Source organism: Rhodospirillales bacterium, from assembly GCA_016712595.1.
Taxonomy (GTDB): Bacteria; Pseudomonadota; Alphaproteobacteria; order Rhodospirillales; family Defluviicoccaceae; genus Defluviicoccus.
Genome location: JADJQT010000002.1, coordinates 541187 through 565583, shown reverse-complemented (window position 1 = coordinate 565583; position 24397 = coordinate 541187). Strand labels below are relative to the sequence as shown.

The following is a 24397-nucleotide window of genomic DNA, read 5'->3' as shown; positions in this document are numbered from 1 at the left end:
CCACCATGATCGATGCAGCCATAAGTCTTTTGACCAAGAATGGCCTCGTCGCAGCGTTTGCGGTCGTGGGCGCCACGGTTTGGTTCTCGTACGTCGTCTCCACCAAACTGACCAGCGGCCGAATTCATGGCTCGGCGATCGCCATTCTCCTGGGTCTCGTCCTCGCCTACGCCGGTGGCCTGATGGCGGGCGGGACAAAAGGTCTGGCCGACGTTCCGATATTCGCCGGAATCGGGCTGATGGGCGGGGCGATGCTCCGCGATTTCGCCATCGTCTCGACCGCCTTCGGCGTCAGCTTCTCTGAAATCAAGAAAGCCGGGATGAGCGGCGTCATCTCCCTCTTTGCAGGGGTGCTCGTTTCCTTTGTGGTCGGTGCCCTGGTCGCCGTGGCATTCGGCTACACCGACGCCGTCAGTCTGACAACGATCGGCGCCGGAGCCGCGACCTATATCGTCGGGCCGGTGACCGGAGCCGCCATCGGCGCCAGCTCCGAGCTGATTGCACTCAGCGTCGCCGCCGGGCTGGTCAAATCGGTCCTGGTGATGACCGGCACGCCGCTTGTCGCCCGATACATCGGCCTCGATAACCCCCGCTCGGCGATGGTCTACGGCGGCCTCATGGGCACCACCAGCGGCGTCGCCGGTGGCCTCGCGGCAACCGATCCCAAGCTCGTTCCCTACGGCGCGATGACCGCGACCTTCTACACCGGTCTCGGCTGCCTCTTGGGTCCATCCGTCCTCTTTCTCGCAATCCGGGCTTTGGTCGGATAGCGCCGGCTCAGCCCGGAGCTGTGGAGCACGCCGCGGTTCCGGGTTCGGTCTGCCCGACCATCCCACGCCAAGAGGAAACCACGACTTGCAGGCGCACGGACGGCGCGCCTGCCCGCAGGCAAGTTGACTCCGCGTCATCGTCGCCACAGCAGAAATTCGGGAGTGCTTCGATGCTGATCTCTTCTGTGAATTCACGAGTTACCGACAAAGCCGGCCGCCTCACCCAGGCAGACGCCATTGCCCGCAATAAGGTCGTGTCTGCCTCCGACACCATCGCCCTGCTCGAACGGGTGATCCGCCCGGGCGATCGGGTCTGTCTCGAGGGTAATAACCAGAAGCAGGCCGATTTTCTCGCCGAGTCGCTGGCGAGCGTCGATCCGCAGATCATTCACGATCTCCACATGCTGCAGTCGGCGGTCTCGCTGCCCTCGCACGTCGCGCTGTTCGCCAAAGGGATTGCCAGGGAGATCGACTTCTCGTTCTCCGGGCCGCAAAGCGCCGAGCTGGCGAGCCTGGTGACGCAGCAGAAAATCCGCATCAACGCCATCCATACCTACCTGGAGCTCTACGCCCGCTATTTCCTCGATCTGACCCCCAACGTGGCGCTCATCGCCGCGCAAGCCGCCGATGCGTCAGGCAATCTCTATACCGGCCCCAATACTGAGGAGACGCCGGTCATCGCCGAGGCGACGGCGTTCAAGGGCGGGATCGTCATTGCCCAGGTCAACGAAATCCGCGAGTCCCTGCCGCGCGTCGACATTCCCGGCGACTGGGTTGATTTCGTCGTCGCCGCGCCACGCCCCAATCATGTCGAGCCGCTGTTCACCCGTGATCCGGCCAAGATCACCGATACCCAGGTGCTGATGGCGATGATGGTCATCAAGGGCATTTACGCCGCCTACGGCGTGACCAGTTTGAACCATGGCATCGGCTTCGATACCGCGGCGATCGAACTGTTGCTGCCGACCTTTGCTGCCGGCCTCGGGCTGAAGGGCAAGATCTGCACCCACTGGGCGCTCAATCCACACCCGACGCTGATCCCGGCGATCGAAGCCGGCTTCGTTGAGGCGGTCCATTGCTTCGGCTCGGAAGTGGGCATGGAACAGTACGTCAGGGCCCGCCCAGACATCTTCTTCACCGGCCCCGATGGCTCGCTGCGCTCGAACCGGGCCTTCTCGCAAGCCGCTGGACTTTATGCCTGCGACCTGTTCATCGGCGCCACGCTGCAGATGGATCTGCAGGGCAACAGCTCGACCGCAACCCACGGCCGCATCGCCGGCTTCGGCGGCGCTCCGAACATGGGCTCGGACGCCCGCGGCCGGCGCCATGAAAGTCCGGCATGGCTGAAAGCCGGAGAACAGGCGCGCGCGGACTTCGCCGTTCCACGTGGCCGCAAGCTGGTCGTCCAGATGGTCCGCCTCGTCAACAACAAGGGTCAATCCGCCTTCGTCGAACGTCTCGATGCCTGGGACGTGGCGGAAAAGATGGGCGTGCACAATCCGCCAATCATGATCTACGGCGATGACGTGACCCACGTGGTCACCGAGGAAGGCATCGCCAACCTGTTGTTGTGCCGAAACGCCCACGAGCGCGAGCAGGCGCTTCGCGGCGTCGCCGGCAACACACCCATCGGGCAGCGGCACCACCAGCCGACCGTCGCCACCCTGCGCGAACGGGGCGCCATCCTCCGCGCCGAGGATCTCGACATCGATCCAAAGCAAGCGAACCGGACCCTGCTCGCCGCCCAGTCGATCGGCGATCTCGTCGATGCGTCCCACGGGCTCTACAGCCCGCCCAGCCGCTTTGTGAATTAACTCATCGAAAGGACAGAAGTCATGCAGTGGAGCCCCTCATTGAACCTGCCCTTTCTTGACCGGATCCTCTCGACCGTCACGAAACGGGAGCGCGCTCAAGCGGCGCGCCTCCCGAAAGGGAGCGGCGCCGGGCCACAGGACCTGCTCCGGCTGGCGGACTCGCTTCTCTCGGATCGCGGCGAAGCGTCGGGCGTGGCCCTCGCGCGAGATTTTCTCGCCGCCTATCGCGATCTCGACGGCGAAGCGAAGACGGCGTTCTTTGCAGGCCTGCTGTCGCGGTTCGGTCCGGCCCGCGACCGGCTCGATCAGGCGATCCGATCCTTCCAGGACGATCCATCGGATAACGCCGCGCATGCGTTGCACGAAGCCGCCGAGCCGCGCCGGCAGGAACTCATCCGCCGCCTGAACCTCGCTGGTGGCGGCACGGCAATGCTGGTTGCCATGCGCGAAGATCTCCTGAGGCGCCTCAAGGGTGATCCAGCGCTTGGCGTCGTCGACACCGATTTTGCCCATTTGTTTTCGTCCTGGTTCAACCGCGGCTTTCTCGTGGTCAAGCGGATCGACTGGACGATGCCGGCGGTGGTTCTCGAAAAAATCATCCAGTACGAGGCTGTTCACGAAATCAACGGCTGGCGCGAACTCCGCAGTCGTATCGACCCACCGGATCGGCGTTGCTATGCCTTCTTCCATCCCGCCCTCGTCGACGAGCCGCTCATCTTCGTCCAGGTTGCGCTCACCCGGGGAATTCCCGATGCCATCGGCCCGATCTTGGATCCGTCCCGACAGGAGGCGTCGCCCGATCAGGCCGATACTGCAGCCTTCTACTCGATCTCGAACTGCCAGGCGGGGCTGCAGGGGATCTCGTTCGGCCATTTCCTGATCAAGCAGGTGGTCGAGGAACTGGCCCGGGATCTGCCTCAGATCAGGACTTTCGTCACCCTCTCGCCCGTCCCCGCGTTCATGTCCTGGCTCGGAAAGTCCGGCGCCGAGGTGGCGGCGTCGAGATTGACCGCCGAAGACAGAGCAGCGCTGGAGAGCCCAAAGTGGTTTGCCGACAAGGAGGTTGCCTCGTCGTTGAAGGAGCGCCTGTTGCCGCTTGCCGCGCATTACTTCCTGAGAGCCAAGACGGCGCGGGGCGAGCCCGTCGATCCGGTCGCGCGCTTCCACTTGCGCAACGGCGCCCGCCTGGAGCGGATCAACTGGCTTGGCGACGTTTCGCCGAAGGGCCTGCAGCAGGCGGCCGGATTGATGGTCAACTACCTCTACGACCGTGCGGACATCGAGCGCAACCACGAGGCCTTCGCCACTTCGGGTACCATCGTCGCCTCGCCGGCAGTCAGCCAACTGCTGGAATGAGCTTAGGTTGGGGACTGATTGATTGAGCCAGAAGATGACGGCGGCGGCGATGCAGACGGCCGACATGAAGGCGGCACTCGGGCCGAACAATGCCGAACCGCGCGCCTTGCCGCCTCATCGACGCGAAGCTTCGCGTACTTTCCTGATCAGAGGCGGCAGAATCGCGAGAACCGCGAGGCCGAGCACCGGCGCGAAGTCTCACGGTTGAATGATCATCTGCGTGGAAAGAGACGGATGTTCGGCGCCCAGAAGCGCTACGCCATTGCCGATGGTCGCGACCACCAAACTGACTGGCAAGACGCCCAACAAAATGGCATCAGAACGGTTCGCAGCCGGATCGGCAGCGGAACGGGGAACAGGTTGGTCAGTCGACGCCCTCGAAGTCCCGGTGCGCGAACAAGGCGCGGACGCGCGCGACCGCGCTCGCGAGACCGTCGAAATCGGGCAGTGAACTCCGCGCCGGGAACGGATCGCCGAGCCAGACGGCGGCGCCGGCATCGACGAAATGACGATGAATGGCACTGATGTCCCGGCTCAGGCGCCGCGGCGTCAGCCGTTTCACCAGTCGGAGCAGGGCGGTCTCGATGCGCACGGCCACGTTCCGCGGTCCGACGGGCGATGGCGCGGAGGCAGCGGCGGTGGAGCGCATGCTCTGCGCGCCCGTACCGAGATCGAAGAGGTGGACCGGCCGGCCGGTCGCGCAGGCTTCCGCCAGCATCGACATGCTGTCGCCGGTGACGATAAGGGCGTCGGCCACCGCCAGCATCCCGTAGAAGGGATTCTCGGCGGCCTCCTTGCTCCAGCGGAAGATATAGGACGGCACCGTCAACCCGGCGCAGAGGGTGTCGATCGTCGGGGCCGGCGTTCGCGGGCTGGTGGAGACCAGGACGGAACCGCCAGAGGGGCCGGCCAGGGCGGAAGCTCCGGCGGCCAACCTCGCCGCCGTCTCGTGGTCAAAGACGTGCGGGGTGATCCCACCGCCGATGAGCACGGTGATCCAGGGACGCGGTAGGTGCGCGAAGCGGGGTGCCCACTCGGTCGTCGACTCCTGCAAGCGGCGCGGGGTGACGCGGTGTAGCGGCGCCTGGTTCTGCAGAATGTTCTCCCGGTCCGGCAGCCGGTACTGCGGCGTCGTTACGATCAGGTCGAAGCAATGCAGCGGGCTCCACGGACGGCCGAGATGGACAAGCCGCACCCGACGACCTTCGGCGCTCGCCCGTTTTCTGATCCAGCGCGCGATTGGCTCGTTGCGGCGCCCGGCAGAGATGACGAGCGCCGGCCATGGCGGCTGGAGGTGGCTCGATCCCTCCACCCTGATTCCCGCCATAGTGGCGCCCAGTGTCAGGTTCGGAAGAGCTTCCCAACGCCGGTAGACGAACTGCTTGATCTCGAACGGCCAGTCGAGTGCTTCGGCCAGCGCCAGGACCTGAGCGTTGTCGCCGGCCTTGTGCCCCATGAGAAGCCACACCAGCGGCGCGTCGGCCGGAATCTCCGGCGACGCCGCTGTGGCCGGACTGAAAGCCACGATCGAAGTCATGCCGCAACGCTATACGATCACGGTCCCTGGCGCGAGACCCGGCTCCGGCGGAGGCCGCACCTTGCCACTTCCCAGCGATCGACGATCGTTTCCCGACATGCTTTGACGACCGTGACGTTCGAGAACGCGACAACTCAAAGGTGCAAGCGCACGCATGAGCATGCTCATCGGGACGGCCAGCGGCATATGTTGATGCACGCGCCATCGTTCCTTCCCGAGCAGCGCAAGCTCGCGATCGAGTGGCGGTCGCACGGCCGGGAACACTTTCGGCGAATCGGTCGGGCCGATGGCGAGTGATACAATCGCGTTTCTATCGAAGTCATCACGAGTTAGCCCAGCTGAAGTGGACCCCTTTGGTGGGACCACTGGAGTATCGTTCCTGATTGGAAGGGTGGCCGGCTCCGACCTCCTTGATCACGCCACTCGAGGCGTCTGCTGCTGTTGTTGTCGCGGTGGGCGTGTGGGCGACGCGGCAGCGTCGTCCAGACGAAATGTCATGTCCACGGCGTTGCCGGGCAGAGTGCCGTGGATGCCGTCGCGCCACACCGCCATCGGGGTCCGGCGGCCTCATCGTCCGGACCTCCGCGCTAAAAAAGAGTTCTCCACTTTCCGCTGCCCGATCTTCGCGCGCAGCTTCTCGATCTCCCGCTCGCGCGCCTCGTCCGCGTCAATGCCGGCGCCGGGGTTAAAGGCGCGGGCCGCGATGTCCAGCAGCTGCTGCTTCCAGGCATGGGTCTGGTTCGGGTGGACCTCATAGCGCACCGCGAGATCCGCCACCGCCGCCTGCTCCCGCAGCGTCTCCTGGACAATTTTCGCCTTCAGCCCGCATCGAGCCTCCGCCTCGGCTTCTTCTCCGTCTACCACGACGGAGCCGACCCAGATCCAATCATGCCCCCGGCGCTAAAATCGGAGTCCGCTCCACCACAACCCTGGTTGACGGGATGACGGGGGCGGCCGCCGTCCGCAAGCAAGCCTCTTGCCGATGGCCGTACGGGCGTTGACGGCGGCGGGCGCATTTGCTATGTTCTCTTTTTGTTCATTAAAGATAACGCCGCGTTTACAAACAAAACGCAGCAAAATCGTTGAACAAAGCTGCTTTCTGGCTGATTCTAGTGACGTTCGGGATAGTCGGGTGGTGGCGATGTCAGATTTGGTTCGATCGACGCTGGCTGGGATCAGGACGGTCGATGACATGGTGCGAGCGTTCAGCGACGAGGAGCGCTGCCGCCGCCTGATGGAAAGCATGATCTGGCCGACCGGGCGGGTCTGTCCGGCGTGTGGATACCGACGTTCGATCGCGCTCGCCGGGCGGGATATGGGGAATTGGCGGGCGAGACCCGGTCTCTACCAGTGCTCGAACGGCAGTTGCCGGTTCCAGTTCACGGTGACGACACGAACGCCGCTGCACTCTACCAAGCTGCCGCTCGCCACTTGGTTGAAGGCGCTGTGGCTGACCCTGCAATCCGATAAGGGGCTGTCGTCGGTGCGCCTGGCCGAGGCCCTCGGCGTGAGCCAACCCACGGCTTGGCGCATGGGGCACGCCCTGCGGCTGATGATGGCGCGCGAGACCCAGCTGGAGGGAACGGTCGAGATCGACGAATTTTATCTTGGCGGCCGTCCGCGCAAACAGCGGGACACACCGCCGGTCGGCCGTGGCCGGAAAGGCCAGAAGCGGACGACCAAGGCGTGCGTCCTCGCGGTGGTCGAACGACCGCGTGACGCGGAGATCGGGACGGTCGCGGGTGGCGCACGGGCCTCGGTGGTGGTCGACCTCTCTGCCGTCGAGACCGAACGAGTCCTCGAGAAGGAGATCGACGTGGCCGCGACCCATCTGATGAGCGATGCGTGGAGCACCTTTGCCGCCGTCGGCCAGAGCTTCGCAGCGCACGATACGGTTCAGCATGCCAAGCGCGAATATGCGCGCGGCACGGTCCACGCCAATTCCGTCGAGGGGTTCAATTCCCGCGTCCGCCGTACCGTCGCCGGCGTGTTCCATCATATCAGTCCGGAGCACGCCGACCTCTACTTCCACGAGATGGGCTTCCGGTGGTCACAGCGCGTCGTCGCGGGCCAGACCACCCGCCGGTCACCCCGTGGACGGGAGCACGTTCGAACCCTCTGGGACCGCATCCCGCCTGCTATGCAACTCGTTGCGGTCCTCAGAACCGCCGTCGGCCGCCAACTCCGCCGAACCCGCAACGGCAGCATCTCGATCAAATCGCCAATCGCTGCGTTTTGCTTATAAACGCGGATAACGAGGTCCGCCTGCGCTCTATTCGTCCAGCACCGGGTGTTGACGTTGGATGACGGATGATGACAGAGGGCGACGGTTTTGGTGTGCGGGCGGTCTAGGCACCGGGCGCGCGGGGCGTGCGCTAGTGATAAATTAAAGCACTGGCCCCTTAGAGGATGAAGTCGACGGCGGCGTAGTCGCTGGCGTGGATGGCGGCGTCGTGGACAATAATGACGAGGTCGGCGGCAAGATCTGAATCGATATTGGCCTGAACGAGTGTATCCGTGCCGGACTCGCTCACCCGCAGCTGGCCGGCGGCGGTGAACGCGGCGGTGCCGATGAAGGAAAAGGCCTCGTTATGCCGGGTGCCGGCAATGGCGTCGATCGCCGCGAGATCAATGCGATCGCCGCCGGAGGCGCCGATTCCGACGATCGCAATGATGACGTCGGGGCTATCCGGGCGCGAATCGCTTACCGCGGTGTAGACGAAGCGATCGTCGCCGCCGCCGCCGTCGAGCGTATCGGCGCCGGCGCCGCCGGTCAGCCTGTTGGCCGCGCCGTTGCCAAGGATGGTGTTGGCGAGGTCGTTGCCGGTGGCGTTGATTGCGGCGGTGCCGGTCAGCGTCAGGGCCTCGACGTCGGCGGTCAGGCGATAGGAGATGCGGCTGAAGACGGAGTCCGTACCCTGGCCGGCGAATTCGCTGACGATATCGCCGCTGGCATCGACGATGTAGGTATCATTGCCGCTGCCGCCGTAAAGACGGTCGCCCCCCGGACCCCCGTCGAGGGTATCGTTACCGCCTCCGCCGTCGAGGGTATCGTTGCCGCCGAGACCGGATAGGGCGTTCGCCCCGTCGTTACCGGTGAGACTATTGGCGAGCGCGTTGCCGGTCCCGTCGATCGCGCCGCTGCCGCTCAGGATCAGCTTCTCGACGTTCGCCGGCAAGGTGAACGACGCATCGGCGAGCACCGTGTCCGTTCCCTGCCCCCTCGCCTCGCTTACCTGATCGCCGGTGCTGCTAACGATGTAGGTATCGTTGCCGACGCCGCCAGCCATGACGTCGATGCCACCGCCGCCATCGAGGGTATCGTTGCCGGCGAGGCCACTGAGCCGGTCGGCGCCGATCCCGCCCAGCAACTGGTTGGCGGCGGTATTGCCGGCGAGGGTGTCATCGCCACTGCCGCCTGTGGCGTTCTCGATCACGGCGCCGAAGGCAATGGCGACGTTGAGGCTCGCCGCGACCCCCCCGCCGCGGGTGCCGATCGAACTGAAACCGCCCGCGGCGAGATCGATGCTGGCGCCGATGGTCTGCGCCGAACAGTCGATTGTATCGGTGCCGCCGGCGTCCCAGATGCACTGCGCCGCGACCGGCCCGGCGGCGAAGGCGTAGGTGGTATCGCCGATATGCGTGGTCTTGTTAGTGCCGTAGATCGCCTGGATGGCGAGAATGTCATAGAGCATCGGCGTGATCGGCTCGCCCGCAGCGCCGCTGTAGCCGGTGTAGGACATGACCGTGTAGCGGCGGGAGTCCTCGGCGCCGTTCAGATGCCTGGCACCCTCGAAGCTGTGCTTGAGGCCGAGCGCGTGGCCGAGTTCGTGCATGAGCGCGAGCTGGCTGTAGGAACCGGCGCCGAACGACCAGGCATAGTTGGCGTTAAGCCAGACATCGCCGGCTTCGGCGTACCCGCCCGGATAGTACGCCCAGGCGTAGGCACCAGCGCTCAGCGCGCCGGAATAGGCGACGCGGATGTCGCCGACGCTGCTGGGCGTCTCGGCGACGTTGGTAAAGGTGATGTTGGCAACCTCGGACCACGCCGCGAGCGCCGCCTTGAACGCCGCCTGCCCGGCCGGGTCGAGCGCGTGGATATTGGGGCCGGACGGCTCGTCCGAGCCGTAGCCGGCCTTCCATACGCTTGCCGCATTGGCAAAGCTGTAGGTGACGGTGGCGCCGGTACCCCGGCCGCCGCCCCATTTCGTTCCGCCCAGCAGCGCATCGATCCGGTAATCTTTCGTCGCGCCAAGCGAAGAGAACGCGGAACTCGCATAAGGCGATACCACGCGGGCAAGCCTTTCCAGAGATGAGGGGCCATTCGCAACCATCGCCATGGTCGGCGTTTCGCCCGCCCGCCGCAGTGACACGCGCCACAGCCCGGCGGGCCCAATTTTCCGGCAACCATCTGGAAAATTTTAATAAAAATGCCTTTTGCCCCGCACGCGCCTGGCGCTGCCTGACCCGCGCACGGCTGGCGAGGCGGCCGTCGCCTCGGCTATGATCGCCGCCGCGGGCAGCAGCGCCATCGCGCCGGTCGCCACGCCCGTCACCACGCCCATCGACGTGGCGGCACGGCCAAGGCGGCACCTGAGAAAGGTCGAGCATGACTCCGTTACGCTCCGGCAATCTGTTCGCCGGTCTGCCCGTTCGCACCGAGGCAGTCTCACCCGATACCGCCGCGCCAACTGGGGCCGCGCCAACTGGGGCCGCGCCAACTGGGACCGAGCACTGCGAGCCTGTCGCCACACGCGACGGCGTTCGCATCGAGCGCATCGTCTCCACCGGCCAGACGACCCCCGAGGGCGACTGGTACGATCAGGACTGGGACGAGTGGGTGCTGTTGGTGAGCGGCGGCGCGGCGCTGCTGCTCGAAGACGAAGCGGCACCCCGCCGTCTACAGCCGGGAGACTGGCTGTTGATCCCGGCCGGCCGGCGCCACCGGGTCACCTGGACCGATCCGCTGCATCCCACCGTCTGGCTGTGCGTGCACTGGCCAGCATCGGAGCTCCGAGCCGAGGAGCGCTGATACCGAGACGCGCACCGGGGGCGCACGCACCGGCGGCGACCGATCCTTGGCGTTGATTTTTAACTGACCCTTCGTCGCTTTTTCGTCACACATTTGACGTGATCGGCAGCGACATTCCGCGCGGCCGGTCGACATCCGGTCCGTCGTCCGGTCGCGCAACAGACCAACCTCCGGCATTCCGGGTTCGACCGGCGACAGTACAAATCAACGACAACCAGTAAAATTAGGGAGACACGTCCACATGCGGAACGTCAAGACAGCCCTCGCAGCGGCGCTCATCGGCGCTTTCATCGCTCCCGCCTACGCCACGGACTACGGCACGCCCGCCGAAGCCAAGGCGATGCTTGAAAAGGCGGCCATAGCGCTGAAGGCCAACCAGGCGGCGGCCTTGCAGGAGTTCACCGCCGGCGAGGACGGCTTTAAGGAAAAGGACCTCTATCCCTACTGTGGGGGCCCGGACGGGAAATTCACCGCCCACCCGAAACTGGTCGGTCAGAGCCTGATGGACCTGATGGACAAGGGGACACCGCCAAAGCCCCTGGGAAAAGAGGTCTATGCCGCCGCACAGCCGGGCAAGATCACCGAAGTGTCCTACATGTGGCCACGGCCCGGTGAGACCGAGGCGGTCCAGAAGGTCGTCTACGTCACCAAGGTCGGCGATCAGGTCTGCGGCGTCGGTTACTACAAGCAATAAGCCCGTTCTCACAGCCCCCGTCCCCGCGGCGGGGGCATTGAAACACGCGCCGTTTGGCCCGGCTCAATCGATCCAACCCACCCGTCCGCGCGATGCGCCGAGTCAGCGGCTATGGACTCGGGCGCGGGAAATAGGGTAAGTCGGCAAGTACAAACTACGGCTTTCCGGGGTCGATGAAACCATCACATCCTGCCGCCCAAAACGCGACATATTTCCCACGGCCGGCGAAAGCTCCATGCGAACAGTTCCCGCCGGGGAACCTTACCCTCTTGCCATTCGTTTGATCAGTCTTAGATGACGCCATAGCAGACGCTTCGGGAACGCAACGACGACTACATTTGGACTAATCAAATCGAGGTCATAATGAAATTTCGCCACCTCAAATGGGCGATCATCGCGGGTGTGCTCGCCATCGCGCCGATGTCGGCGATTGATGATGCGGCGTATGCGCAACGGGCCGAGGTCGTTTATAGCCAGAAGGGACAGGCCTCCTGGTACGGACCCGGCCTTCATGGCAGGAAGACGGCCAGCGGCGAGCGCTTCAACCAGCACAAAATGACCGCGGCGCATCGCAAGCTTCCGCTGGGAACCCACGCGACGGTGATCAATCTCGAAAACGGCAAGTCGGTCGACGTCGAGATCAATGACCGCGGCCCGTACGTGCGCGGCCGCATCCTCGACGTCTCGAAGGCAGCCGCCGAGGAACTCGGCATGAAACACTCCGGAACGACCCCGATCCACCTTTACGTGACCGAGTAACGCGCAGCGCGACCTCCGATGGGCGGGGTATTGCGTTTGCCGGCAAGCCCGGAATCACGCCCGGGCGCCTTGCCTGAACCTGCGGTTGGCAAGGCTGCCCGTTGCGATGACATCGATCACGCTTAAGCTTTCGTTTGCTTCATCCTCGCTAAGATCGCGGCCAACCTTTGATCTCGCATCCACCGAGGAAACCATGCCGGCAGCCGTCAAAACCGCATTCGCCATCGCCTTCTGGTTTTGCGACCGCGCGCGATTGATGGACGAAATGATGCAGCCGATGAAGCTGCAGCAGCTCTTGTTTCTGGCACAAAGCCGCTACGCCGCCGTTCATGGCGGCCGGGCGTTGATGCCTGCGATTTTTGTCGCCGACGAACTCGGCCCTCTCGAGCCGAACGTGCACGCCGCCTTCTCGCGCGGCCGGCCCGCCGTCGACATCAACGAGCCGCTGCCCGTGGCGGTTGAAGCGGTGATCGAAGACGTCTGGCGCCGCTACGGGCGGCTCGCCACCAATGCCCTGCTCCGGCTGACGACGCAGTCGAACGCGTTCAGGCTGGCTCTGGCGCGGGGCACGCACGCGCCGATCGAGCTCGACGACATGAGATCTTGGTGTGGCACCAAGATCGCCGAAACCCCCAAAGCTCCCCTTGCGCGTGTCTTCAAGACCCAGACCGGCCGCGCCGTCCATGTCTCCGCCTGGATTCCCTCTGTGGCGAAAACCACGGCAGATTGCTGACGCGCCACGATCGGCCCAAAAAACACGATGCACACGAAGCGGGCGCCCGCTTGCATTTGGCGTTTGCTTGTGCACTATCTCGCGTCACGCTGATCGGCGGGCGACAGCTTTCCGGAACAAATCGTGCGATTTATCCTGAGTTGTGGCCACCGATTCCGGTCGATGACCGGCGGCGAAGCGCTGGCACGCGGTTTGCTGAGCGTTCGACAGGGAGACGTTTCGGCCACCAATGGTACTGGGAAACATGAAACTCGGGAACGCATTCGACGAAATGCACGGGTCGCAGGACGGTGTCCGCAACGCCTATCGCGCCTATCAGGAATGGCTCGACGCAACCGCCCACGGCCGGCTTCTGGAAAAGCATCAACAGGCGGATCTGATCTTTCGCCGACTGGGAATCACCTTCTCGGTGTACGGCAGCGACGAGGGCGTCGAGCGATTGATCCCCTTCGACGTAATTCCACGCATTCTCGATGCCGAGGAGTGGAGAATCGTCGGCACCGGGGTCTGCCAGCGGGTGCGCGCGATCAACGCCTTCCTCGATGACATCTACCACGAACAGCACATCCTCAAGGCCGGGCTCATTCCGGCGCCGCTGGTGTTGAACAACCCGGGTTTCCGACCGGAAGTACTAGGTCTCGACATGCCGCGCCGGGTCTATGTGCACATCGCCGGTGTCGATGTCGTCCGCGTCTCGGCCAACGAGTTCTATGTCCTTGAGGACAATGCGCGCGTGCCTTCCGGCGTCTCATACATGCTGGAAAATCGCGAGACGATGATGAAGCTGTTCCCTGAGTTGTTCGCGCAGCATTCCGTGGCGCCGGTCAACCATTATCCGGAGATGCTGCTGCGCACCTTGCGCTCGGTGGCGCCGCCGGGCATCGGCGATCCGACCGTCGTGGTGATGACGCCGGGACACTTCAACAGCGCGTACTTCGAGCATGCCTTCTTATCGATGCAGATGGGCGTCGAACTGGTCGAAGGGCAGGACATGTTCGTCGAGGACGACACGGTGTTCATGCGTACGACCAGCGGGCCGCGTCGAGTCGACGTCATCTACCGGCGGATCGACGATGACTATATTGATCCGCTGACCTTCGATTCGAAATCGATGCTGGGCGTGCCCGGGCTTTTGTCCGTCGTACGCAACGGCCGGGTGACGCTGGCGAATGCCATCGGAACCGGCGTTGCCGACGACAAGGCGATCTACTGCTTCATTCCCGATATGATCGAGTTCTATCTCGGCGAGAAGCCGATCTTGAAGAACGTCCCGACGTATCGCTGTTCCCTGCCGGATGACTGTGCCTACGTCATCGATCACCTTGATGAACTGGTCGTCAAGGAAGTCGGCGGCTCGGGCGGCTACGGCATGCTGGTCGGGCCGATGAGCACCACGGAGCAGCGCAACGACTTCCGCGCCAAGGTGCTCGGAGATCCCGAGAACTTCATCGCCCAGCCGACGCTGAACCTTTCAACCGTACCGACGATGGTCGACGGCAAGATCGAGCCGCGTCACGTCGATCTGCGGCCCTATGTGCTGACCGGCGAGACGACGCAGGTCGTTCCGGGTGGTCTCACCCGGGTCGCTCTGCGCGAAGGCTCGCTCGTCGTCAACTCATCGCAAGGCGGCGGCACCAAAGATACCTGGGTGTTGGAGGCCTGACGCCAATGCTCGGCCGCACCGCCAACAACGTTTACTGGATGGCCCGTTATGTCGAGCGGGCCGAGAACCTCGCCCGCCTGCTGGCGAGCACCTATCACATGTCGCTAATGCCGGCAGCCAGCGGTAACGACGCGCGCCAGTGGGAGGCGCCCTTGCAGCTTGCCGGCGACCGCGCGGATTTCACCGCCCGCTTCGGCGAGACGTCCTCGGGCAACGTCCTGTCGTATATGGCGCTGGACCCGACGAACCTCTCTTCGATCCGCTCGTGCATCCGCCTCGCCCGGGAAAACGCGCGAGCGACCCGCCCGGAGCTGACCACCGAGGTTTGGGAAGGTATCAACCAGACCTACCTCGAGCTGGAGGCGACGTCGTATCCGAAGATGGTCGACCAAGGCTTTCGCGAGTTCTTTGATTGGGTCAAGGAGCGATCGCATCTCTTCCGTGGCGCGATTTACGGCACGATGCGACGAGGGGATGCCTTCACGTTCTCGCGGCTGGGCACGTTCATCGAGCGCGCCGACAACACGGCGCGGTTTCTGGCCATCAAGTGGGATATGCTGACGCCGACGGGACGCCCTCTCGCGGCGGAGGACTATTACCGCTGGGGCGCCTTACTGCGCGCCTTCAGCGCCTTCAAGGCCTATCGCGAGGTCTATTCCGGGATCATCGAGCCGCGTCGAGTGGCCGAACTGCTCGTCTTGCGCCGCGACATGCCGCGCTCACTGTTCGCGTGCACGACCGAGGTGCACGACATCCTCGAACAGCTCCGCAGCAGCGCCGCCTGCACGCGGGTTTCCGGTCAGATCAATGAACGCCTGCAGCGCAACCGTATCGACGGCATCCTTCGCTCAGGCCTGCCACGCTTCCTCAACGGCTTCATCGCCCGCAACAACGAGCTGCACGGGATGATCGGGCAAGAGTTTATGTTGGTGCTATGAGACTGTCGATCGAGCATGAAACGCACTACCGCTTCGGTGAGCCGGCCCATCACACGACACAGTATCTGCGGCTGACCCCCCGCGCCGATTCCTGTCAATCGGTGCTCTCATGGTCGGTGACCACACCCGGAAAGGTCCGCCGCTGGATCGATGGCTTCGGCAACTTCGCGCACATTTCGGTGCAGAGCGGCGTGCACGACGAAGTACCGGTGATGGTCCGCGGTGAGATCGAAACGCTCGATACGTTCGGCGTCGTCCCCGCCGACGACGGGCTGCCGCCGCTGATGTTCCTGCGGCCGACGCCATACACCGAGATCGACGACGGCATCGACGCCCTCGCCCGCCCGCTGCTGGAACGACGGAACGATGAGGGAGCCATCGCGGCGCTGCATGCGCTGATGTGGCTTCTGCACAACGGGGTTGCCTACGAAGGCGGCTTCACCGACGTGGAAACGACAGCGGCGGAGGCTTTGGAGCGCGGGAAGGGTGTGTGCCAGGACCATGCGCACCTGTTTATCGCCGGCGCGCGCGTCCTCGGAATTCCCGCTCGATACGTGAGCGGCTATCTCTGTGACTACGAAGGTGGCCGCGGCAGTGTCGCCACTCACGCCTGGGCAGAGGCGTTCGTCGAGGATCTCGGTTGGGTCTCGTTCGATCCGACAAACAGCCAGAGCGCGACCGATGCCTATGTGCGCCTTGCCATCGCGTTCGACTACCTTGGCGCCGCGCCCATCCGCGGCATGCGCAAGGGCGGAGGCATCGAAGAGATGACTGTACGCGTGACCGTGACGCGCGATCAACACAGCGCGCCGCAAAGCCGGGAACCCCACCAGAGCCAGACCCAGCGGCAAGAACCCTGAAAAGCGCCGCTACCCGGGCGCGCGGGCAGCGGCACGCGGTTACGCCAGAAGCAGATCGGCGGCGGCGATGGCGTGGATACCGTGAATTTGCAGATCGCCGGCATCGAAGATGCCGTCGTCGTTCAGGTCCGCCTGAAGCTGCTGGCTGGATAGGTCGATACGGGCCTCGATCACGCCGTCGCCACCGGTGAAGGCGGCAGCGCCGACGAAAAGGTGGACGTTCACGGCACGAAGATCGATTCGGTCCTCGCCGCTGGCGAAGTCGGCGATGGTATCGCCGCCGCCAAAGGGCGAGTTGTCGGCGTTGACGACAAAGAGGTCGTGGCCGATGCCGCCCTCCAGGGTGTCCCGCCCGAGCCCGCCGATCAGCGTATCATGCCCCCGGCCGCCGACGAGATGGTCGGCGCCGTTGCCGCCGTGCAGCCGGTCGTTGCCGGTTCCGCCGTCCAGGGTATCGGCTCCGCTGCCGCCCAGCAGCACGTCGCGATCCTCGCCGCCGAGCAGAACGTCTTGACCGCCATTTCCCTCCAAAGTATCGGCGCCAGCGTAGCCGATCAGGGTGTCGTCGTCCGCGCCGCCGACGAGATGGTTGTTGGCTCCGTCGCCCTGTGACAAAGCGTCGAAGTCCACCTTCGCCCGGAAGATATCGGAGCGCGCGTTGGTATCGCCGGCAACGAGATTGCTGGAGCTACTGTTGAATGCGACAAAATGCCCGTCAGCGGACAGAAAGGGATCGACACTCGGGTGGTTGCCCTGCGCGCCGTTGTCGGCGGTGCTCAAGCGAATGATCGCCCCGGACTGCAGGTCCTTAACGAAGATATCGGTCACCCCGTTGGTGTCGCCGGAAACCAGGTTGGAGGCATTGCTGGCGAAGGCCACATAGCGCCCGTCGGCGGAGATCGACGCATGGGTGCTGTCGGCGTTCGCCTGCGTGCCGTCGGCACCCGTGGTCGCCCGGATGATCGCTCCGGTCTGCAGGTCTTTAACGAAGATATCGGTCAACCCGTTGGTATCGTCCGCCACCAGATTGGAGGCATCGCTGGCGAAGGCCACGTAGCGCCCATCGGCGGAGATCGACGCCTGGGTGCTGTGATCGTTCGCCTGCGCGCCGTGAGCCGATGTGCTGACCCGGGCAACGGCGCCCGTCTGCAGATCCTTGACCAGGATATCGACACGTCCGTTGGTATCGCCCGCAACCAGGTCGGAGGCGAAGCTGTCAAACGCGACGTACCGCCCACTCGCCGAGATCGAAGGGTAGTCGCCATATCCATTTCCCTGAGCGCCGGCAGCATCGACGTTGACGAGCCTCAATTCGCCCGTTCCCAGGTCTTGGATGTACACATCCCAAAAATCATTCGTATCGCCCGCAACGAGGTTCCCCGGGCTTGCGAACACGACGGAGCCGCCATCCGCCGAGATCGACGAATGAACGCTGGCACCGATCGCCGGTACTCCGGTGGCGGTGCGGGTAATCGCCCCGGTGTGCACGTCCTTGACGAAGACGTCATACGTATTGGCAACGTCGCCCGGAACCAGGTTGGAGGCCGCGCTCTCGAACGCGACGTGCTGCCCATCGGCGGAAATCGACGAATAGTAACTCCCCTGGTTCCCCGAGCGGCCGTCGGCGGAGGTACTGACGCGGGTGATGGCCCCGGTCTGCAAGTCCTTGACGAAGACGTCCGCGACCGCGTCATCCCCGGCCACCAGGTTGGTGGCGGTACTGGAAAAAGCGACGTAGCGTCCGTCGGCCGATATGGGAGAATGATAACCGCTAAGGTTGTTCCCTTGCGTGCCGTCAGCGGCGGTACTGACACGGAGTATGTTGGTCATAAATCAGCCCCCCCTATTGAACGATGACCGCCGGAGCACCAGTGGCTCGCGGCGACGCGAAGCCGAATTCCCCGCCACAGCCGCTCAACCCGGAGCGATCGAGACTAGAACATAGACCTTGGCGCACCGGGATCAAGGAACTGCTCGGATCAGCCGCCTCTCCATCGGTGCGCGAGGGAACGTGATCAATCAGAGAAACGTGCTTGAACCTCGCGGCTCCGGGGAACGGCTCCGCCGAGGCACGACGGCGGGGTCGCAAGGGCGGGCGCGGCCGATAGGGTGGCGACATCGTTCCAATGCGCCACCGCCCCTTCCCGCCGCCCTGTGGCAAGGCCACATTACGCCGTAGTGCGAGGCCGGGCCGGTGATGCCGTCCGATCCTCGCTCGCCGTGCAGAAGGAGGTTGCCACCGTGTGGTTGCGTTCGAAGACCAAGGCCGTTCTGCCAACGCTGAGCGAAGCGCTGCCGGGACGGCAGGAAGAAATGACGGTCGCCGACCGCCATGTCGTCACCGGCCATCCGCTCCGTCCGCCGTTCCCCGAAGGGTTGCAGCAGGCGATCTTCGGCCTCGGCTGCTTTTGGGGCGCCGAGCGCAAATTCTGGACCGTTTCCGGCGTGTGGACGACGGCGGTCGGCTACGCCGGCGGCCATACCGCCAATCCCACCTACGAGGAGGTATGCAGCGGCCGCACCGGTCACGCCGAGGTCGTCCTCGTCGTCTTCGATCCGCGGACCGTCCGCTACGAGGACCTGCTGACCGTCTTCTGGGAGAGTCACGACCCGACGCAGGGCATGCGCCAGGGCAACGACGTCGGTACGCAGTACCGCTCGGCGATCTACGCCACGGTCCCGACGCAACGCGTCCTCGCCGAAACATCCCGCGAGCACTTCCAGGAGACGCTCACCCGCGCCGGGTTCGGGCCGATCACCACCGAGATCATCGACGCGCCGAAGTTCTATTACGCCGAGGATTATCACCAGCAGTATCTGGCCAAGAACCCTTATGGCTATTGCGGCCTCGGCGGCACCGGACTCACCTGCCCCTCCGGCCTCGATGCCGAGGTGCGGAACGAGCGGTGAGATCAGCCGCCGTCTGCGGTTCTGATCAGCCTGACCTGCCCGGCCCATCCCATCCATGGGCTGGCGGCGATTCCCCGGCATCGCGTACGGACCGCAGGGGCGGCGGCGAGGCTCGCCCCCCCCCCGTGCGGCCGACTGTCGGTCGCCCGCGGGGCCATTGCCGGGTCGCCCCTGCCGGGTTGATGTGGACCAGCTACGAGCCGATGACCTGCTTGTCGCCGATCATTCGCCGCAAGACCTGCAGTCCCGTCTGGTGTTCGGCGTGTCCGGCGCTCGATCCGCAGGCATGCGCCAGAACCACCGGCTCGATTCCCGCCTCGAACAGGTCGATGGCGCTCGCCAGCACGCCGCCGTCCGTGGAGATTCCGCACAGGTGCACTCGCGAAATGCCCTCACGGCGCAGGCGTTCGACGAACGCTTCGTTTACGCAGGAGTAAACCGATTTATCGATAATGGTCGCATTGTCGCGCGGTGTGAAGGCAAGTTGCGTATCGCTCGAGCCTAGGGAAAAAGCGGTCCAACCGATCAGCTTGCGGTACAATGATTTCTGCGGGTTGTACAATCGTGTTGCAACGACGAAATCAAAACTCTCCTGCAACGAGGCGACGCGCGCAGGCACATGCGCCGTCCATTCGGTGAGAAAGCCGTTTTGAACATCGATGATGAGCAACTGACTTGCCGTCATAGCTCCCCGCAGCAAGAAACGCGTGCGAACGCCCGCCGGCCCTTTATATACAGGGCGAAGGATCGCAGGTGCCATGTACCGCATTCATAATCGTCGCGCCATCATCAATCGAAAGGCGCTGATCGCCGAGCTTGACGAGCAGGTCCGTTCCTGGGGATCGGTCAGCGCCCGCGCGCGCGCCAATGTCCTGCAAATCTTCAAGGCTGCGCTCTATCGCGGCGTCGGCGAGATCCGCGGCCGGTTCGAGGCCGACCACATAAAGGGCGCCGAGGTCGTCCAGGCGAACGCGTTTCTCGTCGACCAGCTCGTTCGCTGCATCTACGACTTCGCCGGCACTTCCGTCTATCCACCGGGCCCTGGGGACGCGGCGGATACGATGACGATCACCGCGACAGGCGGCTACGGGCGCGGCGAACTCGCGCCCTTTTCCGACATCGACGTGATGTTCCTGTTATCGGCGCCGACGAGCCGGCTTGAGCGGATCGTCGAGTACGTCCTTTACATCCTTTGGGATTCCGGACTGCAGGTCGGTCACGCGACGCGGACGATCGATGAGTGCGTGCGGCTGTCGAAAGACGACTTGACCATCCGCACCAGCCTGCTCGAAACACGCTGGCTGTGGGGCTCGAAGCCGCTGTTCCACCATTTCGAGCAGCGGTTCCGCAGCGATGTGGTCGCCGGGACCAGCGTTGCCTTCGTCGAGCAGAAGCTCGCCGAGCGGGATTCCCGGCATGAGCGCATGGGCGATTCCCGATACGTCCTCGAACCGCACAACAAGGAGGGAAAGGGCGGCCTGCGCGATCTTCAGACCCTGTTCTGGATCGTCAAGTATCTTTACCACGTCAAGAACGTGGGTGGGCTGGTCGAACTCGGCGTCTTCACCGAGGCGGATGCCCGCCAGTTCCGCCGCGCCGAGAATTTTCTGTGGACCGTCCGTTGCTGCCTGCACTACGTCGCCGGCCGCCCGGAAGAGCGCCTGACGTTCAACGTGCAGGAACTCATCGCCAACCGCCTCGGCTACCATGACCGGCCGACCGGACGCGGCGTCGAGCGCTTCATGAAGCACTACTTCCGCGTCACCAAGACCGTCGGCGACCTGACGCGAATCCTCTGCGCCGTCCTCGAGGACGAGCACAAGAAGCCGCGGCGGCGCTTCCGCCTGCCGTCGCTGTCGCGCGCGCTGTTTCGCAGGCTTCCCCCCGGATTGATCATCGATGGGGGCCGCCTTGCTCTCGATGGCGCGGAGGCACTGGAGCGCGATCCCGTACTGTTCCTGCGGCTGTTCTACGAGGCGCAGCGCCAGGGTCTGGATATCCACCCGCAGGCTCTGCGCCTGGTGCATCAGAACCTCCGCATGGTCGATGCCAAGCTGCGCGCCTCACCCGAAGCCAATCGTCTGTTCGTCAGCATGCTGACCCACGAGAGCGGCGCGGAGCTAGCGCTGAAGCGCCTGGGGGAAGCCGGCGTGTTCGGCCGGTTCATTCCCGACTTCGGCCGGGTCGTCTCGCAGATGCAGTACGATATGTACCACGTCTACACCGTGGACGAGCACACCATCCGGGCGATCGGCATCTTGAACCGGATCGAGCGCGGCGAGCTGCGCGAGCAGCATCCGGCGGCGACGGCGGCGCTGGGCGAGATTCGTTCACGCCGCGCCCTTTATCTCGCCGTTCTACTGCACGATATCGCCAAGGGGCGCGGCGGCGAGCATTGCGAACTCGGCGCGGACATCGCGTTTCAGCTCGCGCCGCGCCTTGGCCTCGACGACTGGGAGTCGGAAACCGTGGCGTGGCTTGTCCGCCGGCACCTGCTGATGAGCCGGACCGCGTTCAAGCGCGATATCGACGACTGGAAGACCGTCGTCGATTTTACCGCCAACGTTCAGTCGCCCGAGCGCCTGCGCATGCTGCTGATCCTGACCAATGTCGATATTCGCGCCGTCGGCCCCAACATTTGGAACGCATGGAAGTGCGGCCTGCTCGACGAACTCTACTACCGGGCGCTCGAGGAACTGGAGATGGCGGCGGGCCAACCGGCGGTGCGGCGGACGCAGCGCGTCGAGCGGGCCAAGGGACGGCTTCGCGACGTCCTCGTCGACTGGGATGACGAGACCCGCGAGACCTACATCAGTCGCGGCTATTCCGACTACTGGCTAGGATTCCGCGTCGACGAGCACGCGCGCCACTTCGAGCTGATGCGCAGGGCCGACCGCGCCGGCACGGCCCTGTGCGTCCAGGCGCGCCCGCACCCGTCGCGCGACGTCACCGAGATCACCATCTATGCCCCCGATCACGCCGGCCTGTTCGCCCAGATCGCCGGGGCGATTTCGCTGTCCAGCGCCTCGATCGTGGGGGCGAAGGTGGTCACGCTCGCCAACAGCATGGCGCTCGACGTCTTTCTGATCCAAGACCTGTCCGGGCGCCCGTTCGACAGCGACGATCGCCTGCAGCGCCTCAGCATGCGCATCGAAGCTGCGGTCGTCGGCAACATGCAGCCGGCACAAGAGCTGCGCGATATGCGTGAGCGTGCCCTTCCCAGCCGAACGGGAGTATTCAAGGTCGCGCCTCGGGTCATCTTCGACAACAAGGCGTCGGCCACCCATACGGTGATCGAGGTCAACGGCCGCGACCGGCCCGGCTTCCTCCACGACGTCACCTCGACGCTGACCGCGCTCGGGCTTCAGATCGTCAGCGCGCACATCTCGACCTACGGCGAGCGCGTCGTCGACGTCTTTTACGTCAAGGACGTCTTCGGGCTGAAGATCGAACACGGCCAGAAGCTGCGCCGGCTGGAGCATCGCCTGCTCGAGGCCATCGTGCCCGCCGAAGAACGCGACGGCATGGCCGAGGAAGCGCAAACCGAATCGGTCGCTGCGGAATAGCGAGGCCGCGCTTTTTGCGTTTCGCTCCCCGGGGCAACTCGCTAGTACTCGCGCTCGCGGCCACGCGGCCGGCCCAGATGTCCGGGCACGCCAGCCGATCGGGGGCGCCGGGCAACGCCGGTGAACGCGGGCAATCGCCGCCCCAATGCAGCAAACGGCCAGCATGTCGCTTCTCCGCTCCATCCTCACCATCGGCGGCCTGACGTCGATCAGCCGGGTCTTCGGTTTCATCCGCGATACGCTGATCGCAGCGTTCCTCGGTGCGGGACCCGTCGCCGATGCATTCTTTGTCGCCTTGCGGTTTCCCAACCTCTTCCGCTCGCTGTTCGCCGAAGGCGCCTTTTCCGCGGCGTTCGTGCCGATCTTCGTCGGCACACTGACCACCGACGGCCGCGATCAGGCGCTAGCCTTCGCCGAGCGGGCAATGGCGGTGCTGACGACGGTCCTGCTGGTCTTCGTGCTCGCCGTCGAAATTCTGATGCCGCTGGCGATGATGGCCCTTGCGCCCGGCTTCATCGGCACCCAGACGTTCGATCTTGCCGTCACGTTTTCCCGGCTCACCTTTCCTTATTTGCTGTTCATCTCGCTGACGGCGCTTCAAGGCGGCGTACTGAACGCGCTCGGCCGATTCGCCGCGCCGGCAGCGACGCCGATCCTGCTCAACTTATCGCTGATCGCCGCGTTGACCGGAACCGGCCCGTTGATGCCGACCCCGGGACATGCGCTCGCCTGGGGTCTGGTGATCGCCGGAATTGTGCAGTTCCTGTGGCTGATGGGCAGTTGCGGGCGCGAGGGGGTATGGCTGCGCATGCCGGCGCCGCGACTGACCCCGGACGTCCGGCGCCTGCTCCGACGCGCCCTGCCGGTGGCGTTCGGGGCCGGAGTCTACCAGGTCAACGTCATGACGGGGACCGTGCTCGCCTCGCTGCTGCCGTCCGGCGCCGTTTCCTACCTGTTCTACGCCGACCGGCTGAGCCAGCTTCCCTATGGCATCATCGGCGTTGCCGTCAGCACCGCGCTGCTGCCGCTTCTGTCCCGTCAGCTTCGCACCGGCGACGCGGCGGGGGCGTTGCACAGCCAAAACCGGGCGCTGGAATTCGCCATCTTCCTCATGCTGCCGGCGGCGGCGGCGCTGGTCGTGCTGGCGGCGCCGATCATCGATGTTCTCTTTCGCCGCGGGGCGTTCAGTCCCGCCGACGTGAGCGAAACCGCAGCAGCGCTCGCCGCGTTCGCCGTCGGCCTGCCGGCGTTGATGCTGGTCAAATCGTTGACCCCGGGATTTTATGCCCGGGAAGACACCTCGACGCCGGTCAAAATCGCCGCCCTCAGCGCGGTGGTCAACGTCGCCGTCGCGGCGGCATTGATGGGACCAATGAAGCATGTCGGCATCGCGCTTGCCGCGTCGATCGCGAACTGGCTGAACGCCGTCCTTCTCGCCGTCGTGCTCTACCGGCGGGGCTTCTTGCGCACCGACGCGCGCCTGCGCGCCCGCGTGCCGCGCACGCTCCTCGCCACCGCCGCGATGACCGGCGCACTGTGGGGCCTGGGGCGGCTGACGGAGCCCTGGCTCGCCGGCGCATTCGTTGCCCGCGCGGCGGTGCTGGCGGCGCTCATCGCCGCCGGCATCGCCAGTTTCGGGCTGTTCGCCCACATGCTGGGAGCGGTGCGACGGGAGGAAGTCCTGGCATTATTCCGCCGCGGCCAGCGCGCCGCTTGACCCGCCCGCCGCCGCGGGCGATAACCCGCCCGCTCTTCTGTTCGCAAT

19 protein-coding genes are annotated in these 24397 nt (G+C 64.8%); 14 read left to right on the top strand and 5 right to left on the bottom strand.

Annotated elements, in window-relative coordinates; genetic code table 11:
- The first annotated feature begins 5 nt into the window (after positions 1 to 5).
- The 3 genes from madM (at position 6) to IPK66_14490 (ending at position 3940) form a co-directional block, all read left to right on the top strand.
- Entirely contained in the window at positions 6 to 770 is a 765-nt protein-coding gene (gene madM, locus IPK66_14500) for a malonate transporter subunit MadM (protein MBK8176426.1), read from the top strand.
- A 170-nt stretch (positions 771 to 940) separates the two neighbouring features.
- Positions 941 to 2584 (top strand): malonate decarboxylase subunit alpha, encoded by a 1644-nt coding sequence (gene mdcA / locus IPK66_14495; GenBank protein ID MBK8176425.1) that lies wholly within the window; start codon positions 941 to 943, stop codon positions 2582 to 2584.
- 21 nt (positions 2585 to 2605) lie between these two features.
- A complete protein-coding gene (locus IPK66_14490; protein ID MBK8176424.1) occupies positions 2606 to 3940 on the top strand; it encodes a malonyl-CoA decarboxylase in 1335 nt (444 codons plus the stop codon).
- Positions 3941 to 4304: 364 nt separating this feature from the next.
- Here the strand turns inward: IPK66_14490 and IPK66_14485 are convergent, their stop codons facing one another.
- Positions 4305 to 5477 (bottom strand): mitochondrial fission ELM1 family protein, encoded by a 1173-nt coding sequence (locus tag IPK66_14485; protein MBK8176423.1) that lies wholly within the window; start codon positions 5475 to 5477, stop codon positions 4305 to 4307.
- A gap of 567 nt (positions 5478 to 6044) precedes the next feature.
- Positions 6045 to 6341 (bottom strand): transposase, encoded by a 297-nt coding sequence (locus IPK66_14480; GenBank protein ID MBK8176422.1) that lies wholly within the window; start codon positions 6339 to 6341, stop codon positions 6045 to 6047.
- Positions 6342 to 6618: 277 nt separating this feature from the next.
- Between IPK66_14480 and IPK66_14475 the strand changes: the two genes are divergently transcribed.
- The gene (locus IPK66_14475) at positions 6619 to 7722 is read left to right on the top strand and encodes an IS1595 family transposase (GenBank protein ID MBK8176421.1); all 1104 of its coding nucleotides are present in this window, start codon (positions 6619 to 6621) and stop codon (positions 7720 to 7722) included.
- A gap of 157 nt (positions 7723 to 7879) precedes the next feature.
- On the opposite strand, the gene IPK66_14470 is transcribed toward IPK66_14475, so the two are convergent.
- Complete coding sequence (locus IPK66_14470) at positions 7880 to 9769, bottom strand: M10 family metallopeptidase C-terminal domain-containing protein (GenBank protein MBK8176420.1); 1890 nt, start codon at positions 9767 to 9769, stop codon at positions 7880 to 7882.
- Positions 9770 to 10086: 317 nt separating this feature from the next.
- On the opposite strand from IPK66_14470, the gene IPK66_14465 reads away from it, so the two are divergent.
- From IPK66_14465 to IPK66_14435, 7 genes are all read left to right on the top strand, one after another.
- Positions 10087 to 10509 (top strand): cupin domain-containing protein, encoded by a 423-nt coding sequence (locus IPK66_14465; protein MBK8176419.1) that lies wholly within the window; start codon positions 10087 to 10089, stop codon positions 10507 to 10509.
- A gap of 241 nt (positions 10510 to 10750) precedes the next feature.
- Positions 10751 to 11203 carry a cache domain-containing protein gene (locus tag IPK66_14460; GenBank protein MBK8176418.1) on the top strand — a complete coding sequence of 151 codons (453 nt, stop codon included), beginning with the start codon at positions 10751 to 10753 and terminating at the stop codon, positions 11201 to 11203.
- 363 nt (positions 11204 to 11566) lie between these two features.
- A complete protein-coding gene (locus IPK66_14455; GenBank protein MBK8176417.1) occupies positions 11567 to 11962 on the top strand; it encodes a septal ring lytic transglycosylase RlpA family protein in 396 nt (131 codons plus the stop codon).
- 193 nt (positions 11963 to 12155) lie between these two features.
- Positions 12156 to 12695, top strand: a complete 540-nt coding sequence (locus IPK66_14450; GenBank protein ID MBK8176416.1) for a hypothetical protein — start codon at positions 12156 to 12158, stop codon at positions 12693 to 12695.
- A 244-nt stretch (positions 12696 to 12939) separates the two neighbouring features.
- Positions 12940 to 14358: a circularly permuted type 2 ATP-grasp protein gene (locus IPK66_14445; protein ID MBK8176415.1), complete on the top strand. Its 1419-nt coding sequence runs from the start codon at positions 12940 to 12942 to the stop codon at positions 14356 to 14358.
- A gap of 5 nt (positions 14359 to 14363) precedes the next feature.
- Positions 14364 to 15296: an alpha-E domain-containing protein gene (locus tag IPK66_14440; protein MBK8176414.1), complete on the top strand. Its 933-nt coding sequence runs from the start codon at positions 14364 to 14366 to the stop codon at positions 15294 to 15296.
- Positions 15293 to 16156 carry a transglutaminase family protein gene (locus IPK66_14435; GenBank protein MBK8176413.1) on the top strand — a complete coding sequence of 288 codons (864 nt, stop codon included), beginning with the start codon at positions 15293 to 15295 and terminating at the stop codon, positions 16154 to 16156. The genes IPK66_14440 and IPK66_14435 overlap by 4 nt, the downstream gene beginning before the upstream one ends.
- A 39-nt stretch (positions 16157 to 16195) precedes the next feature.
- Here the strand turns inward: IPK66_14435 and IPK66_14430 are convergent, their stop codons facing one another.
- A complete protein-coding gene (locus tag IPK66_14430) occupies positions 16196 to 17986 on the bottom strand; it encodes a PD40 domain-containing protein (protein MBK8176412.1) in 1791 nt (596 codons plus the stop codon).
- A 411-nt stretch (positions 17987 to 18397) separates the two neighbouring features.
- Between IPK66_14430 and msrA the strand changes: the two genes are divergently transcribed.
- Positions 18398 to 19066: a peptide-methionine (S)-S-oxide reductase MsrA gene (gene msrA / locus IPK66_14425; GenBank protein MBK8176411.1), complete on the top strand. Its 669-nt coding sequence runs from the start codon at positions 18398 to 18400 to the stop codon at positions 19064 to 19066.
- Positions 19067 to 19259: 193 nt separating this feature from the next.
- Here msrA and IPK66_14420 read toward each other — a convergent pair whose 3' ends face one another.
- Positions 19260 to 19751: a cysteine hydrolase gene (locus IPK66_14420; GenBank protein MBK8176410.1), complete on the bottom strand. Its 492-nt coding sequence runs from the start codon at positions 19749 to 19751 to the stop codon at positions 19260 to 19262.
- Between the two features lie 73 nt (positions 19752 to 19824).
- Here IPK66_14420 and IPK66_14415 point away from each other — a divergent pair, with 73 nt between their 5' ends.
- Together IPK66_14415 and murJ are read left to right on the top strand one after the other, a co-directional pair.
- Positions 19825 to 22632, top strand: a complete 2808-nt coding sequence (locus tag IPK66_14415; protein MBK8176409.1) for a [protein-PII] uridylyltransferase — start codon at positions 19825 to 19827, stop codon at positions 22630 to 22632.
- Between the two features lie 163 nt (positions 22633 to 22795).
- Positions 22796 to 24349 (top strand): murein biosynthesis integral membrane protein MurJ, encoded by a 1554-nt coding sequence (gene murJ, locus IPK66_14410; GenBank protein MBK8176408.1) that lies wholly within the window; start codon positions 22796 to 22798, stop codon positions 24347 to 24349.
- The last annotated feature ends 48 nt before the right edge of the window (positions 24350 to 24397 follow it).